Origin of the sequence: Nostoc sp., from assembly GCF_036919595.1 — a bacterium.
Taxonomy (GTDB): domain Bacteria; phylum Cyanobacteriota; class Cyanobacteriia; order Cyanobacteriales; family Nostocaceae; genus Nostoc.
Window position 1 is genome coordinate 1 of sequence record NZ_JBALCO010000191.1, and the last position, 17,199, is coordinate 17,199.

12 protein-coding genes and 2 pseudogenes are annotated in these 17,199 nt (G+C 43.3%); 7 read left to right on the forward strand and 7 right to left on the reverse strand.

Annotation, left to right across the window (positions count from 1 at the left end; genetic code table 11):
• From V7K21_RS29520 to V7K21_RS29530, 3 genes are all read right to left on the reverse strand, one after another.
• On the reverse strand, nt 1-1,337 hold a 1,337-nt coding region (locus V7K21_RS29520; protein ID WP_335179518.1), incomplete at its 3' end, for a putative Ig domain-containing protein.
• Nucleotides 1,338-1,620: 283 nt separating this feature from the next.
• On the reverse strand, nt 1,621-2,007 hold the full coding sequence (locus V7K21_RS30920) for a VCBS domain-containing protein (protein WP_442948937.1): 387 nt from the start codon (nt 2,005-2,007) through the stop codon (nt 1,621-1,623).
• Complete coding sequence (locus tag V7K21_RS29530) at nt 1,967-3,379, reverse strand: DUF4347 domain-containing protein (protein ID WP_335179522.1); 1,413 nt, start codon at nt 3,377-3,379, stop codon at nt 1,967-1,969. Before V7K21_RS29530 ends, V7K21_RS30920 begins: the two co-directional genes overlap by 41 nt.
• 669 nt (nt 3,380-4,048) lie before the next feature.
• On the opposite strand from V7K21_RS29530, the gene V7K21_RS29535 reads away from it, so the two are divergent.
• On the forward strand, nt 4,049-6,196 hold the full coding sequence (locus V7K21_RS29535; RefSeq protein WP_335179538.1) for a DNA polymerase III subunit gamma/tau: 2,148 nt from the start codon (nt 4,049-4,051) through the stop codon (nt 6,194-6,196).
• Nucleotides 6,197-6,256: 60 nt separating this feature from the next.
• Here the strand turns inward: V7K21_RS29535 and V7K21_RS29540 are convergent, their stop codons facing one another.
• On the reverse strand, nt 6,257-7,663 hold the full coding sequence (locus tag V7K21_RS29540) for a glycosyltransferase (RefSeq protein ID WP_335179524.1): 1,407 nt from the start codon (nt 7,661-7,663) through the stop codon (nt 6,257-6,259).
• A gap of 750 nt (nt 7,664-8,413) precedes the next feature.
• On the opposite strand from V7K21_RS29540, the gene ebsA reads away from it, so the two are divergent.
• Nucleotides 8,414-8,788, forward strand: coding sequence for a type IV pilus biogenesis protein EbsA (gene ebsA / locus V7K21_RS29545; protein ID WP_335115243.1), 375 nt, complete (start codon nt 8,414-8,416; stop codon nt 8,786-8,788).
• A 590-nt stretch (nt 8,789-9,378) separates the two neighbouring features.
• Here the strand turns inward: ebsA and V7K21_RS29550 are convergent.
• The gene (locus tag V7K21_RS29550; protein WP_335179526.1) at nt 9,379-9,585 is read right to left on the reverse strand and encodes a hypothetical protein; all 207 of its coding nucleotides are present in this window, start codon (nt 9,583-9,585) and stop codon (nt 9,379-9,381) included.
• 228 nt (nt 9,586-9,813) lie between these two features.
• Here V7K21_RS29550 and V7K21_RS29555 point away from each other — a divergent pair, with 228 nt between their 5' ends.
• Nucleotides 9,814-11,733 carry a GTPase family protein gene (locus V7K21_RS29555; RefSeq protein ID WP_335179528.1) on the forward strand — a complete coding sequence of 640 codons (1,920 nt, stop codon included), beginning with the start codon at nt 9,814-9,816 and terminating at the stop codon, nt 11,731-11,733.
• 149 nt (nt 11,734-11,882) lie between these two features.
• Nucleotides 11,883-12,443, forward strand: coding sequence for a hypothetical protein (locus V7K21_RS29560; RefSeq protein WP_335179530.1), 561 nt, complete (start codon nt 11,883-11,885; stop codon nt 12,441-12,443).
• Between the two features lie 238 nt (nt 12,444-12,681).
• Here the strand turns inward: V7K21_RS29560 and V7K21_RS29565 are convergent.
• Both V7K21_RS29565 and V7K21_RS29570 read right to left on the reverse strand, forming a co-directional pair.
• Nucleotides 12,682-13,196 (reverse strand): annotated as a pseudogene (locus V7K21_RS29565) (DUF29 domain-containing protein).
• Between the two features lie 269 nt (nt 13,197-13,465).
• Entirely contained in the window at nt 13,466-14,575 is a 1,110-nt protein-coding gene (locus tag V7K21_RS29570) for an S-(hydroxymethyl)glutathione dehydrogenase/class III alcohol dehydrogenase (protein ID WP_335179532.1), read from the reverse strand.
• Between the two features lie 284 nt (nt 14,576-14,859).
• On the opposite strand from V7K21_RS29570, the gene V7K21_RS29575 reads away from it, so the two are divergent.
• From V7K21_RS29575 to V7K21_RS29585, 3 genes and pseudogenes are all read left to right on the forward strand, one after another.
• The gene (locus tag V7K21_RS29575) at nt 14,860-16,143 is read left to right on the forward strand and encodes a valine--pyruvate transaminase (RefSeq protein ID WP_335179534.1); all 1,284 of its coding nucleotides are present in this window, start codon (nt 14,860-14,862) and stop codon (nt 16,141-16,143) included.
• 66 nt (nt 16,144-16,209) lie between these two features.
• Entirely contained in the window at nt 16,210-16,836 is a 627-nt protein-coding gene (rimM, locus tag V7K21_RS29580) for a ribosome maturation factor RimM (protein ID WP_442948938.1), read from the forward strand.
• 132 nt (nt 16,837-16,968) lie between these two features.
• Nucleotides 16,969-17,199, forward strand: a pseudogene (locus V7K21_RS29585) (ISAzo13 family transposase); the annotation flags it as partial.

Genomic DNA, 17,199 nt, shown 5'->3' on the forward strand with positions numbered 1-17,199 from the left:
CCGTAAATGAGGCACAAGACATCCATGCCTCTGACTCTACCATCAATGTGTATTTTCTCCGGTAACCTTTGCGAACCCCATGAACGGTTACCTTTTACCTGACTTGTGACACCACGCAAATCAATCACTTCTCCTTGGGAGTTTCCTTGCAGATCTGTACCCAGAGGTAATGAATCATTTGTGGACTGAATTTTTACCACCAGATTATTGAAGTCAGCAGCATTATTACCAGACCCATCTTTCCAAGCAAGGGAAAAGTCATCATTCCCCAAGTCTGTAATCTTTTGTGTTAAAGGATCAGAAAATAGTATGTCTGTGAATGGACTTATTCCAGCCCGTACAGCATCAGTTGTGCTATTTTTCACCAAATAAAATCTGAAGTCATCACCGGAGTTAAATTCCAACAGATGTGTCAAATTGTCAATATTAAACCCATTGGGAAGATTGGCAATAGCAGAGAAAATTACCTTAGCTCGGTCTAAAGCTGCTTGGGTATAACCTGCTGCGCCTGGAGCAATACCATTGATGTTACCTTGAGCATCGTCAACGGTAAACACTCCTAGTTCATTTACAAGATTAGAGCTTTGTCCGGTGAGAGTAACTTGAAGTTTTGATTTGCTACTGCTATCAGAGATTTTAAAGATATCATCCGCAATTTTTGAAAGCTTGGAGGTAGGTGTGCCTTTATTGTCTTCGACAGCTAATGCAAATGTGTCAGTGGCACTGACACCATCATTATCTTTAGCTTGTACCTTAATTGTCAGATTGACAACATCAGCGTTAGTTGGTGTACCGCTAAATGTGCGCGTCGCCGCATTGAATTTCAGCCAGTTAGGTAGATTACTGGCATCTTGTAGAGTTGCTGAGTAAGTAAGATTATCTCCAGCATCAACATCATTGAAAGTGTTAGCATCAAAAGTAAAGCTGAAAGCTGTATCTTGTTTAGCTATTTGATCGGCGATCGCATTTTGTAAGTTGGGTGCATCATCTACACCAGTCAGGTTAATGGCTAGAGTTTTGCTATCATTAGCAGTACCATCGCTAACTGTAACGGTAAATCCTTCTGTAGCGTTACTTGTCAGTGCTTCAATTGCACCATCAACGGGTGTAAAGGTATATGCTCCGGTGCTAGTGTCGAGACTGAGTGTACCGTAAGTTCCGGTTTTGGTAACATTGGTGCCATTAACTGTACCACCAGTAATCCCGTAGCTGAGGGTTTGTCCGCTATCTCGGTCAGTAGCTGCTAATGTACCAGTTTGAGCAGTAAAGGTATCATCATTGGCTGTATCAGTGTAACTGATGGCGGTGGGAGTATTCAGAGTCGGTGTATCGTTCACACCAGTCAGGTTAATATTTAAGGTTTTACTATCATTAGCAGTACCATCGCTAACTGTAACGGTAAATCCTTCTGTAGCGTTACTTGTCAGTGCTTCAATTGCACCATCAACGGGTGTAAAGGTATATGCTCCGGTGCTAGTGTCGAGACTGAGTGTACCGTAAGTTCCGGTTTTGGTAACATTGGTGCCATTAACTGTACCACCAGTAATCCCGTAGCTGAGGGTTTGTCCGCTATCTCGGTCAGTAGCTGCTAATGTACCAGTTTGAGCAGTAAAGGTATCATCAATTGGCTGTATCAGTGTAACTGATGGCGGTGGGAGTATTCAGAGTCGGTGTATCGTTTACACCAGTCAGGTTAATTGCTAGAGTTTTGCTATCATTAGCAGTACCGTCGCTAACTGTAACGGGAAATCCTTCTGTAGCGTTACTTGTCAGTGCTTCAATTGCACCATCAATGGGTGTAAAGGTATATGCTCCGGTGCTAGTGTCGAGACTGAGTGTACCGTAAGTTCCGGTTTTGGTAACATTGGTGCCATTGATTGTACCACCAGTAATCCCGTAGCTGAGGGTTTGTCCGCTATCTCGGTCAGTAGCTGCTAATGTACCAGTTTGAGCAGTAAAGGTATCATCAATTGGCTGTATCAGTGTAACTGATGGCGGTGGGAGTATTCAGAGTCGGTGTATCGTTTACACCAGTCAGGTTAATTGCTAGAGTTTTGCTATCATTAGCAGTACCGTCGCTAACTGTAACGGGAAATCCTTCTGTAGCGTTACTTGTCAGTGCTTCAATTGCACCATCAATGGGTGTAAAGGTATATGCTCCGGTGCTAGTGTCGAGACTGAGTGTACCGTAAGTTCCGGTTTTGGTAACATTGGTGCCATTGATTGTACCACCAGTAATCCCGTAAGTGAGAGTTTGTCCGTCTGGGTCACTAACTGCTAAGGTACCAGTTTGAGTCGTAAAGGTGTCATCATTGGCGGTATCAGTGTAACTGATGGTGGCCGGAGGGTTTAGGGTATTGTTATAATAAATTTTAACATCATCAAGATTCCAAGAACTTACTGTATAAACGCCACTGTTACCGATCTGAAAGCCGAAACGCACTTGGGTGGCACTACTCTTGTAAGCTGTGATATCAAAACTTTGTTTTGTCCAAGCATTATCTGCAATTGGAGACCCACCTGTCGTCCATACAGAAACCCAACTACTGCCATTGAACACCTCAACAGTGTTCTGCATGTAAGGGGAGTAATCGCTATTCAACCAACGGTAGTAATCGAAGTTCAACTTGCCTGTACCGTTAGTGTTAATTACAGGGCTAGTTATGTAATAGTAGCCATGTAACGCTGCTGTCGATGCATTCCCACCGATAACGACACCAGCAACACCATTATCGCTGGTGGCGGTGTTGTCAAAAGCTGGGTCAGGGTTACCATCATTTTGTCCAATAGAAGCAGTCGCAGAGCCAATTTGCCATTCTGATCCTAAAGTCCACCCAGCATTGTTATTGGCAAATGTTTCGGAAAATACTGGTCCAAGGACGTGGTTGAAAGTCTCCACAATATCGGATTTGAACGCTAATGTTGGGCTAACATCCCCCTTGCTAAACTCCAAAATCCAATTGCCGCCCAAATTAGCATTCCCAGTTAAAGTGACAGAAGCAGCAATATTTGACCCTGTTAACTGGTGCAATTTATTAACAAATTCTTCCCCCGCATCTCCGGTTGCAACATTACAACCGTAGAGCATCAAAGTCAGCCCATCTCTTGACCAACTTTGCAACTGAGATGCGTAAATATTCAGGGTATCAAGACTAAGTTGAGTGTTACCCAAATACAGACAACCTGGTGAACCGTGAGAAACAATGTGAACTGTATTAACTTCTGGACGGTGTTGCAGAATATGGGTAATTTGGGCTACACCATCTTGCTCACCAGAAAGGACATATGCTTCAATACCAGGTAAAGCCCCCTGCAATAAAGTCTCAATATCATTAACAGTCGCATCAATAAAAAGCAGTTGAGTCGGTTTGTAATTCATGTTTTGGAAAATTTTTGATTTACTTATTAAACATTGCTGACTGTTTGCTATTTAAAAGCAAACGGAAATAGCGTCCTGATTTTTGTAGGGCAAGGACAAATACTATACAATTACTACTGTTATACAACGCCTGAAAATCTTTAACTAAAGAAACCTCAAAACGTTAGCTTATGTAGCCTTAGCCTCCAAATCACAAATTATTAGGAGTAGTTTTAAAAGGCATTTTTTTATAATATATGTAAATCTAACGATACATTTTATTTTAAACTACAGTATAAACACTTAAAAATTTGCGTTTCTGTTCTGAGTCTAGCTTGAGATATATAGGATTTAGGCATTGAAGCCTGAAACGTAGATCCCACTAGCCCCTAAAGGAGATTGGGGAATTTAAGTGCGTAAGTCCTGATTGAGCAAAAGTTATTCTTGCCCACTCCCAATTTTTTGTATAGAACAAACGTACTAAATGATATGCTATAATTCCCATACATTGATGTAGAAATCATCTCTGGTTGCTTACTTTGCTGAGTGCCAAAATTTACGGCATTAGTTGAGTTTGGCGCTATGGCAAAATCGACAAACAAAGCAGGTACGAGAGTTTAAAATAGTTGAATCCTAAACTCGACTCGGTGCTAGTAATTAACTTTGAAAGGCATTGAAGTCTATATTTCCATGTCTTACGAACCCCTGCACCACAAATATCGCCCCAAAAGTTTTGCTGAACTGGTGGGCCAAGAGGCGATCGCTACCACCCTCACGAACGCGATCGGCACATCCAAAATTGCCCCCGCCTATTTATTCACTGGGCCTAGAGGTACGGGGAAAACTTCTAGTGCCCGGATTCTAGCTAAATCCCTCAATTGTCTCAAAAGTGACAAGCCAACTGCTGAACCCTGCGGGGTGTGTGAAGTTTGTCAAGGAATCACCAAGGGCTACGCTTTAGACATAATTGAAATCGATGCCGCTAGTAATACTGGTGTCGATAATATCCGTGAATTGATTGAAAAAGCCCAGTTTGCTCCTGTGCAGTGTCGCTATAAGGTTTATGTAATCGACGAGTGCCACATGCTCAGTACCCAGGCATTTAACGCGCTACTAAAGACACTAGAAGAACCACCGAGGCATGTGGTTTTTGTATTGGCGACAACAGACCCGCAACGGGTGTTACCAACAATTATTTCGCGCTGTCAAAGGTTTGATTTTAGACGCATTCAGTTAGAAGCGATGGTCAAGCATTTAAGTGCGATCGCCTTTAAAGAAAACATTCATATTTCAGGCGATGCTGTAACCCTGGTAGCCCAACTTGCTCAGGGAGGGTTGCGGGATGCCGAAAGTCTACTTGACCAATTGGGTTTGTTAGCGGGTGAAGTAACACCGGATAGAGTTTGGGATTTGGTTGGGACAGTGAGCGAAAAGGACTTACTGGGGCTTTTAAATGCGATCGCTCAAGATAAACCCGAAGCAGTTCTGGACTGTACCCATAAAATTCTAGATCGTGGTCGAGAACCGCTAACTCTTCTGCAAAATCTCGCCGCCTTTTACCGCGATTTGCTGATTGCCAGAACAGCACCCAACCGCCACGATTTGGTTGCTTGTACTCAGCAAACCTGGACAGCGCTGGTTGAGTTTGCTCAATACTTCGATATGAGCGCGATTTTAGCAGGACAGAAACACCTGCGAGAAGCTGAAGTGCAAATTAAAAATACCACCCAGCCACGTTTGTGGTTAGAGGTAACATTACTAGGATTGTTACCGAGTGCGACGAATATTCAGCCACAAGCCCTAAGTGTCGCGCCGCGAGTTAACATACCTGCTGTATCTCCAAGCTATCCTCCAGCAGTTGCCCAAAATCAAGCAGTCTCTTCTGTACCTTTAGCCGAACCGCAAACAAATCATAATTCTGCATCTCCCAATCACTTAGCAGCTGCCCAAAATCAGCCCGTCACTTCATCTCCCGCAGTTGAACGGCAAACAATTCACAATTCTCACCTAGCAGCTGCCCAAAATCAGCCTGTAACTTCATCTCCCGCAGTTGAACGGCAAACAATTCACAATTCTGCTGCTAACTCAGTTTCACCACCAACCCCAGAACCTGTATCTGTTCCTGTGCCGCCTGCGAAAATCGAACCAGTAACTTCAGAAGTTGTTGAAGAAGCAGAATATGACTTAACTCAGGTTTGGCAACAGGTGCGTGCTAATTTTCCGATGCCTTCAAGACAAGCTTTATTGGGGCAAATGTGCCAGCTAATAGAGTTTAACGGTACTGTAGCGCGTATTGCTGTCAAAGGTTCTAAATGGTATGAAACACTTAAATCTGATCTGCCGATGATGAAGGCAGCTTTCCAACAGACTTTTAAGCGTGAAGTTCAAGTAAATCTGGAACAAGTAAGCTCTATAACTCCTACCTCAGCCAAAAAAAATCCTCCCCCAAAAGACTCGACTCGCATTCAGCAGCCACCATCTCCTAGTTATAACCAGCAAATTCCACCTTTAGCGCCAGTACCACAGCCAGCAACTCCACCACCAGCACCGACACCAGCACCAGTAAAAAGCGAGTCGGTAACAAGGAATGGAAATGGTGTAAATGAAAATGGGGCAAATGGAAATGGGGCAAATGGAAATGGGGTGTTCGCTTTGCCTACAGCGTCAAAACGAACACCCACACCTGATTGGGAACCTGACGAAGTAGCGATCGCAGCTCAACGTCTAGCAGAATTCTTCAACGGACAAATTATCCGCTTTGCAGAGGATTCAACACAATTCTCCGATTCTATAACTACACCTGAGTGGGTAGAGGAATCAGAAGTTGATGATGAATAAAAAAATGCAAAATTATTTTTGCTAATTCTGCATTTTAAATTTTAAATTCTCTGTTGGGGGCTATTCCCCATTCCCCGTATGCAAGGTTTTCACCCATTTCAAGCGCTTTGGTCTTACCGACATGCGGGCAGTAGTACTGCTCATGACCACTAACCAGTGCAACATATATAAACTGCCACGCAGGGTTTGCACCAGTATCAGAAAATATGTAGAAAGTGGGAATTTCTGATCTTGACGTATCCGCCTTAGACCTGTGTACATCCCCACCATCGACATAGTAACGGACAAGCCTGTGATCGGACTTAACATTGGTGGACGATGACGGGCGATCGCCATTAGTAAATCTGGTATTGTTGCTGTCGGCAAGATATACATAATCAGCATAAAAATCAGCAAATCCCAGCTTTTGCGCCATCCCATGCGGTTTTTGAGAATTAAATCCCAATAATCTAAATAGCGTTGATATCCGCCTTCTGCCCAACGGTTGCGCTGATGCCAGAGTGCAACTGCACTTGTCACTCCTTCTTCTTGCACCGCTGGATGAAAAACACACTCAATATCCCATTTTTCTAAATGTAAGCGGATTGTCAAATCTAAATCATCGGTAATGGTTTCCTCGTTCCAGCCACCGCAGCTTTTCAAGGCTGAACGCCGGACAAATTGACCATTGCCCCGCAGTTCGCCAATACCACCAAGGGCAGTCCGCTGTTGCTGAAACCAGGTATCAAGTGCCATTTCTGCCATTTGACCCTTAGTCCAAAAGTTTTCTTTAGCGTTGGCGATCGCTTTTCGCACCTGCACCGCCCCCACCTTTTCTCTTTGAAATAAAGGTATTACCTGTAGTAACAAGTCTGGTGTCACTTGGGCATCAGCATCAAATACTGCTATAATATCGCCCTTTGTCAGCGGCAATACCTGATTCAACGCCCCTGATTTGCCACCACTAGCTTCTGCTGAACGCCTTAGTATTTTCAGTTGTTCGTATTTCTGTTCTAATTCTGCTAATAAATGTGGCGTGCTATCACTGCTGTGATCGTCAATTATCCATACTTCGTACTGCCCACCTGGATATTCCAGATTACAAAGATTATTGACTAATTTAGCAATTACCGTTTCCTCATTTTTCGCAGCCACTAGCACAGATATAAAGGGCAAATCTCCCTGTATTTCTTTTGGATAGCGACGGGATTTAGCAAACACTACCACCAAAGCATGAAATCCTAGAATGGTGGTCAGTCCTAGAATTAATATGGAAGCCCAAGAAACTAAATGTAGAGCGATCGTGCCACTCCAGACGATAGTCAAGACTAGAGCGGCTTTGCGTCTACGACCTTGAAACTGGGATGTTACAGACACAGGTTCTGTCTCAGACGCTGACTCCTCATCTACTGATAGGTCAGACAACAAGGAGTTGAGCGAATCAAGCTCTTGATAAGAATCTTCTTCGGGCCAGGAATTCGCTGGCATAGGTTAGTTGATTTAAAAACCAGTATTTGTCTACAGTTAGTAATTTTACGGACAAATATCCCCAAGCTACTTTTCCCGATATTAATCGAAATGGGCAAACTGCAATACCCGCTATCCCTAAGCTACAAGCCGCTGGGACTACCTTTGTTTTCACCGCCACTGTGCTTAATTACCTTGTATTAACCACCTTTGCTACTCTTAGACAGAGGCTTAATTCCTTTGATAACCACTTGGGTAGGAAGCTTGTATCGGACTTTCACTAATGGAAACTCCAGATTAGGAAAAGTGATCACAAGATAGCAGCAGTTTGTCGTTGCCAGCAATAGTAATAACGACATCCACCACTTTCCAGTGAGGATTTTTAGTGTTATTACCTCCAGCTTCGATAAAAGTTAATGCAGCATCATTGTAACCGAAATTTTAATATTTCTTAGCAGTAACTTCATTTATGGGACATTGGGCATGGGCTATGGGTCAATAGTTCTTCTTCCCATGCTCCCCTACTGTGTGCTTTAGACACATTTTTTGGGAATACTACTAAGAGCTACTAACGCTCTTTTACATCTCTGAGAAGAGAAAAATAAGATGGTGACCTTGAATCTTTTTCAAAGCCTCGCTTTATCAGCAAAGCCAAAAAAATCCTTGTTTGGAACCAAGCATGGAGAAACAAGGTTTTAAATATTCTCTAATAAGAGTAATAAAAGAACGCTAATATCCCCAGTTGTTAACTAACTTGAGGAATATTTAACAATGTCTATTGAGCAACTCCAGCCTGTCACTCAACAACAAGCAAGTGTTTACCTACCTTACATTCAGGGTGCTAGGCGCAATTTCTTACCCTATGCCATCAGTCTCTATCAAAAAGGGGTCTTGGAGGGACAGCGGAAGATAGAAGCCAGTGAGCATGTCCCCTTTGTCGCCTCCTGGAATGTTGGTACTTTACCCTCAGACTTAACGCGTTGCCGAATCCAGTTTGATGGCAACGCTGATTTAAGTTATGAACTGATGATGGCCAGTTTCGAGTTTATTAATTTTTTAATTGAACTTATGGACAACTATAAACGTCATCGTGCGACCGATTTTTCACAACTGTTTTACCGCAAGCTACTGCGTATAGAAGATTGATTAAACTCAGCCGGACTTTTGCAAGTTCGGCTTGTCTTTAAAACTACCCTATAGGATTATGAAATTTACCACTATTTCATTAGCGATCGCATAAATTCTTCAAATAAACCCACGATGCATGAACAACTACCATTTTTTTAATCACGCACTAATTAGATAAAGCTGATTAAAATAATTTTAAGTAATTTCTCTAACTATTATTTAAACTTAATAAACTACTAATCAGTTTAGCCAAGCCACTACAACAGGGATTTTAATGCTCAGATAATTCATTACTTTATATGTGCTTTTCAATCTTATTAGCACGTTTAATCGCTTGTCCAGTTAACGATTTCAATGGTGTTGGATACAAGCACATTGATTTATCGTAGTCGGGTATATGCTTTTCAAGCAAATTAACTAACCTATTACGAGCGATTTGGGCAAAATGGTCTTGAAAGTGAATTAGATACCAAAGTCAAAAACAAGGGTTTGTAATTGCCAGATCAATCTTTTGGCTTTTAGCTCAATTTATTGCACTTTGCCAATTTGCCAGACTTTTTTCAATATGTTCATCTCCGTAAAAAACAGCCCAAGCTTTATCTTCTACTCTACTGCTGGTTATCTTTCCTCTGCTGTCGTTCTTCGATGAGTCTTTCAATAATGCTACGTGGATCAGTTTTGTTTTGATGAGGTAATACAATAATATTTAAAGTTGGCGATCGTAATTCATTGCGGATACTATTAAAATAAATTGTACTTAGGGTTACAGGTTCTTTAATTGAGCGGTAGTTTTCAATCGTAAAATCTACAAGCATAATTCAACGCGCACAAGGCAGTTTTTTGTGATTTATTCACGTAAATATTATCTTAAAGGTAGACAAATCTCCACTTTTACTACAACAGATCATATGAACTAGCAGGCAGTGTAAGCTATTACCAGTAGATTCTTACACTTTAATACACGCAGTAATCCAGAACTCACCACAAGATAATTAGATCGACAATAGCAATATAAGAAGTCTAATCAAAGCAGGTATAGGGCAATGGTGCGATTAAAACCGTGGCAGTGGGTCGTCTTAGCAATCCCGATCGCTTTCATCATCATTTTCTTACTGGTAGCTGCCGGTTCACAAATTCATGCGTGGGGCATTAATTGGATTTGGGGTGTATTCACCCTTTTATTTGTGGGTTGGCGTTGGCTGTTGGTCAAATGGACTCAACCTGCTGTTAACCAAGTGGAAGCTGTATTAACCCAAGTCCGCGAAGAACTGGAATCGACAGCAGAGGATACAGTCGGGCTACCAGTGGGAAGTGATGTCACAAAGCTTGCAGAAACCGCCCTCCAAGAAATTCTGCAAGCAGCACAGAGCGATCGCCCGATTTGGGAAGACTGGCAAACCTTTTGGACACGATGCCAGGATTTGGTTGTAGCGATTGCTCGTATCTACAATCCTCAAATTCAATATCCCCTGCTGAACATTTACGTCCCCCAAGCTTACGGGTTGATTCGGGGAACGGTGGATGACGTGGATCAGTGGATGCAGAAGTTATCCCCTGTCCTTAATCAGGTGACGGTTGGACAAGCATACCAAGGATACGAGGTTTACCGGAAGTTGGAACCATCAGCTCGGAAATTCTGGAAGGCTTGGAACTGGGCACAGTGGGTCTTAAATCCGGTGGCGGCGGTAGCAAAACAAGTCAGTCAGGGTTCTAGTAACCAGGCAACTCAGCAATTATTAGGGAATTTGAGCCAGTTATTCCGGGAAGCTGCCCTGAGAAACTTATGCCGACAGGCGATCGCTCTCTACGGACGTGGGACATTACCAGCTTCAGCAACCGCTGTTTCTACCCCAACTTTACCCAAGGTAAAAACTCAAACACTCCGAGAAATCCTGACTCAAGCTCAACCAGCTGAGGCAGTTGAGCAAAAACCTGTCAATATTCTGCTGGTGGGGCGCACAGGGTCAGGAAAAAGTAGCCTAATTAACACACTATTTCAGGCGGATTTAGCAGAGGTAGATGTTTTACCCAGTACCGATCGCATTCAGAATTATCAATGGCAGACTCAAAGTGGGGAAGCCTTGACACTTTGGGATACACCTGGTTATGAACAAGTCAACCGTGCCGCTCTCCGAGACTTAGTGCTTGATTATGCCACCGATGCAGATTTGCTGCTGTTAGTTACCCCTGCTCTCGATCCTGCATTACAAATGGATGTAGACTTTTTGCAAGATATGAAAGCAGAAGTTGCAGATTTACCTGCGATCGCGATCGTTACCCAGGTAGATCGTCTGCGTCCCATCCGCGAATGGCAACCACCTTATGATTGGAAATGGGGCGATCGCCCGAAAGAAATTTCTATTCGAGACGCTACTGAGTATCGTGCCAAACTGCTAGGAAATTTCTGTAATTTAGTTTTACCTGTAGTTACAGGTGACAGCAAAACAAATCGAATCCCTTGGGGAGTGGAGGGGCTATCCTTGGGATTAGTAAATGCGATCGCACCTACTAAGCAACTCCGTCTCGCCCGCTTTTTGCGTAACCTCGAAGCCCGCACCATCGCCGCTGCCAAAATCATCGACCACTACACTTTCCAGATGACGACAACACAGGGACTAACGGCATTGCTCAAAAGTCCCGTCCTCCAGTTTGTTTCTACATTTTCAACCGGATCTCCAGCCCTAGCGTATATGCTGGCAGAGCAAATTCCCGTGGAACAATTGCCGATTGTGATTGGCAAACTTCAAATGGGATATGAGCTTTTCTCGCTTTTGAATGCAAGTAACTCTAACCCGCTCAACTTTGAATTGCTATCCCTCTGGCCGCTAATGCTGGAAAACTCCGCTTCACCCGATCGCAACGCCTGGGCATTTGGTCACGCCCTAGTGGAGTACTGGACTCAAAATTTGACAATTAAACAACTTCGGGAGCGATTTGAGTATTATCTATCGATTGCCAAATAATTTGTCTTAAGCAGGTTGATTATCCTCAAAAGTCTTAGTCGATTACACCTTTGTTCTTTTCTTCATCAAAACTTTATCAAATATACTGTTGATGTATGTATATTCTTTAATAGTCAGTATTGATACTTACTCTTAGAGAAGGTTTTGTGATGAAAAACAGCAGAGCTATTGCCAGTTTAATGATTAGTAGTGTGTTGGCACTGACTATTCCGGTTTTCATAAATCCGCACAAGGCAGATGCTAGCGATTATTCAGAAAACTTATGTCGCCGAACGGTCGTTGGCACATACCTAGCGACAGCTAGCCAAACAAATTCCACTTCTGGTCAACCCTCGTCATACCGCGAAATTATAACTTTTACCGCAGATGGCAATCTCATTGCCAATGACTCTAACGCTGGTGGTGTTCCGGGTTCATCCAACCCAAATGACCAACCCTTTGGTGTTGTACAAGGTAGCTGGAAATGTACTGAAAATAACAAGATTGTTGCTAAGGCATTAAATTTTAGTTTCCCATCAGGGTCATTAGCAGGCAACATTGTACTCACTGAATATCAATTGACCTTCAATCCGCAAACTGGAACAGTAAATGGAAGCGGCAAGTTTAACTTCTTTAACTTAAACAAAAGTCCACTAGATCAAAAGACTCAACCCCTTCCAATTCCACCCTTTAAATTCAGCTACCAAGGAGTGAAACTAAAGGCTGACTAATCAGTTTTGATTCTCAGGACTTACGCAGCGATGATTTGGTCATTGCGTTGCGGTAATAAATTTAATAACACTGAAACTGACTCTGGTACTATTGTTAACTTAAAAGGTGAAAAAGTTAGTAATTAGGACTCATCCCACTAACATTGTTGAATCAGTTTTGTAATAACAGCTTATTTCCCACTGCAAAGAAGGCTAAAAAGTTGGATGACGTAAGCGTATATTGTCCTACACATCGCTTTTATTCCATTAAATCATCTATTACAGGCTGACCCGGATAAAAGCGATCGCTCAGAATTTCCTCAAAAGGATATAAGCATTGTTTTGGAAAAGTTGAGAGTGACAGATTTGTTTCTCCTGATGCTAAATCCCTACTGTTTTCATAGGATTCCAGGAGTGCTTTTTCAAGGTAAGGCTTTAGGCTAGGATTTTCGCTCATCAATTTGAGAATTTCCCGTCGTTGGACTCTAATTGTCGCTAACCCTTCGGGTTCGCCAGTCGCTACAACGGGGGGAACCCCCGCAACGCGCTGGCGAACCAGCTACGACTCCGTTGCTTTGGCTGATATTCCCATTTGAGTAAATGCCCAACTAATATACTAAGACGATTTCTCAATTCTTGGCGTTCCTTTCTTCCCAAAGATTCGATTTCCTCAATTAAATTGGGCAAGTCAAGCTGGTTCCATTGGTGATGACGCAGAAGGTTAGCCTGTTCTTGAGTCCAAGTGTAAAAATCATTTTCGTAGAGGTTTGGCATCAGGTTTACCGCAGGTTGTCCGGTTTGTGGTATCTACATAGTGGATTCAAAACCTGGTGAACTTTCCCTAATTATAGTAAAGGCCCACAGATGTACATTTGTGTCAACTTCAGGTGAAAGCCTAGCCTGATAAATATTTGAGAATTTATCTCGTTTCCAGCTAGAGTCTGGGAACGATAATTCTCGTGTTTTGGCTTAAGTTGACACCCATGAGTAATGCTGCGCCCTAGTGTTAATTCTGTTTTGAGAAAAAGCTTTGAATCTAACAGCTAAAAAGTCACCACACTACGAATTGATTCACCTTTGTGCATCAATTCAAAAGCATCATTAATTTGCTCAAGGGGCATCACATGGGTAATCAAATCATCAATATTTATCTTACCTTCCATATACCAATCAACAATTTTCGGCACATCTGTACGTCCTCTAGCACCACCGAATGCTGAACCTTTCCAAACGCGCCCAGTTACTAATTGAAAAGGACGAGTACTTATTTCTTGTCCAGCACCAGCAACCCCAATAATCACACTGACGCCCCAACCTTTATGGCAGCATTCTAATGCTTGACGCATAAGTTTGACATTCCCGATACATTCAAAACTGTAATCAGCACCGCCTTTTGTTAAATCAACCAGATAAGGAACTAAATCACCCTCTACTTCTTGGGGATTGACAAAGTGCGTCATGCCAAACTTTTCTGCCAAGGCGCGTTTGCTGGGATTAAGATCCACCCCGACAATCATATTTGCTCCCACCATCCGCGCCGCTTGGATGACATTTAAACCAATACCACCCAAGCCGAAAACCACGACATTTGCTCCTGGTTCCACCTTGGCAGTATTGATGACTGCACCAACACCAGTAGTCACACCACAGCCAATGTAACAAACTTTATCAAATGGGGCGTCTTCCCGAATTTTTGCCAGGGCGATTTCCGGCAGCACTGTATAGTTGGCAAAAGTGGATGTACCCATATAGTGATGAATCATTTGCCCATCAATGCTGAAGCGACTAGTGCCATCGGGCATAACACCGCGTGCTTGAGTTAAGCGAATGGCTTGGCAAAGATTAGTTTTGAAGCTCAGACAATATTCGCACTGGCGGCATTCGGGAGTGTAAAGGGGAATTACATGATCCCCTGGTTTGAGGCTGGTGACACCAGCGCCTACTTCTACCACCACACCAGCACCTTCATGTCCCAAAATTGCCGGAAACAAACCTTCGGGATCGTTACCAGATAAGGTAAAGGCGTCGGTGTGGCAAACTCCGGTGGCTTTAACCTCAACTAACACTTCCCCAGCTTGTGGCCCCGATAGTTGAACGGTTTCAATCGTCAACGGCTTACCTGCGCTGTAAGCTACTGCTGCTTTAACTTGCAACGTCAGCCCTCCTATATAGTTTTTTGACGTTCTCTCCAATGCTGAAGCACGGGGATTATTTTACTTAAACATATTGAGCGCATGATCCACTTTTGCATCACTTCATCGTATTTAGTAAGCACGATCGCCGCTATAACGATAAATAGCACTTTGTTAAAATATCATTCTGTAGCTAAATTGGTTAAAGGCGGCAACAGCTGTTTTGCCAACGATGTAAACTTGATGTCAGCAGCAACCCCCAAATATTTTGTCCACCTCTCTATTAATACATTTTGTCACAGCTTATGAACCCTGCCCTAACTCAAATTGGCGCTCAAATGTCCAACCTGACTGGCGTAAGAGCAATCATGAAGGATATTATCGAGACATTACGAGCGGGTGCAGGGCAGGAGTTTATTAATTTGAGTGCTGGTAATCCGTTGATTTTGCCAGAGGTAGAGCAGTTATGGCGGGATTGTACTGCACAACTTCTCGCTAGCCCAGAATATGGTGAGGTAGTTTGTCGCTACGGCTCAAGTCAGGGCTATGCACCATTAATTGAAGCGATCGTCAATGATTTTAACAAACGCTATGGGTTAAACTTAAGCGATCGCAATATCCTCATCACCCCTGGCAGTCAAACCCTCTACTTTTACGCTGCGAATACATTCGGTGGCTACACCCCTAGCGGCGAGTTAAAACAAATTGTTTTGCCCCTCTGTCCTGACTACACAGGTTATGGTGGTATCTGCTTAGTTCCAAAAGCCCTAATCGCTCATAAACCAACTCTTGATATTGATGCAGCTAACCACCGATTTAAATATCGCCCCGACTTCAGCCAACTGTCGATTACAGAAAACACAGGTTGTGTCCTCTTCTCTCGCCCCTGTAATCCCACTGGCAATGTCCTCACTGATGATGAGGTGAAAAAGATTGTTGCCCTGGCTGCACCTTATAATCTGCCCGTGTTAATTGACTCGGCTTATGCGCCTCCCTTCCCAGCATTGAACTTTACCGAAATGACACCAGTGTTTGGTGATAATATCTTACACTGCATGAGTTTATCAAAAGCGGGATTACCAGGAGAAAGGATTGGTATTGCCATTGGAAATGAAAAGTGGATTGAGGCGTTGGAGTGTTTCCAAGCAAATATGAGTCTCCATTCTTCACGTTACGGCCAAGCGATCGCTGCTTTTGCAATCAATTCTGGTGCATTAGTGGAAATTTCTCACACTGTCATCCGTCCCTTTTATCAAAATAAGTTTACCGTTTTAGAAACCAGCTTAGAACAAGCGATGCCCAAGAATTTACCTTGGTTCCTACATCGCGGTGAAGGAGCAATTTTCGCTTGGTTGTGGTTAGAGGATCTACCCATCACTGATTGGGAATTTTATCAACGCCTCAAGCAAGTAGGTGTGATTATTGTCCCTGGAAGTACCTTCTTCCCTGGCTTAGAGGAAGAGTGGGCGCACAAGCATCAATGCTTCCGCATCAGCCTTACAGGCAGCGATGAGGAGATTGCCACTGGTATGCAACGTTTAGCAAAAGTGGCTGAAGAAGCTTATCAGCGTGCAGTTGTGAGTGCCTGATTAAGGGGACAATGAGACAAGGGAGAAATAAGCAATGCCCAATGCCCAATACAACTCTTGGAGAGGCTGCGCCCTAAGCGTAGCTATGCCGCAGGCTTTACGGCAAAGCTCAGTACAAGTGCCCAATGCCCCATGCCCAAATCAGATGATTGGTTAGAAATAGGTAAGATTGTTGCCCCTCAAGGGTTGTCTGGAGAATTACGGGTTTATCCTGTATCTGACTTCCCCGAAAGATTTGAGGTGCCAGGAAAACGTTGGTTGTTGCGTTCAGGTGAGACAGAACCACAACCAATCGAATTATTGACAGGACGTTACATCAGTAACAAAAACTTATATGTGCTCAAATTAGCTGGTGTGGAAAATTGCGATCAGGCGGAGGCGTTGCGTGGTTGTAAGTTAATGGTGCCAGCAAGCGATCGCCCCCAATTAGGCGAAGATGAATATCATGTCCTCGATTTGATTGGCTTGGAAGTCTTCATGCAAGCATCTGGCGAACTCGTTGGTACGGTGGTAGATATCATTCCTGCGGGGAATGATTTGTTAGAAGTGAAGTTGCATGAATCATTTGCTACTGACAAAAAGCAAAAGACTGTTTTGATTCCATTTGTACAAGCGATCGCACCAGTGGTAGACTTGCCATCTGGCCGCATTGAAATTACGCCACCGCCTGGGTTATTGGAAATTAATAATTAGGTCGTTACTTGATCTACCTCTAGCTAGTAATAAACACATTTGACTTTGAATCATTAAGGAGTCATGTAAAAATAACTTGAACAATTGTCCGAATAGTTAGAGTATCAGAATGTAACGGAATTAAAGCCTTATATGTCTGATAACCAGGTAGTCGAAAGCATTCAAGACAAGTATGATTCGTTATTGCCCTACTTGAACGAGAAAACACGGCGTATTTGGGCAGCAATCGAAGCCCGAAGCCTGGGACGGGGAGGTGTCAGTCTGCGAGCGCAACTGGGCTATCCCGCACTACAATTCATGCAGGGATGCGTTTGCTGTCAGAACAAGATGGGGTGAAAACGGAGGACGACAGGACTCGAATCC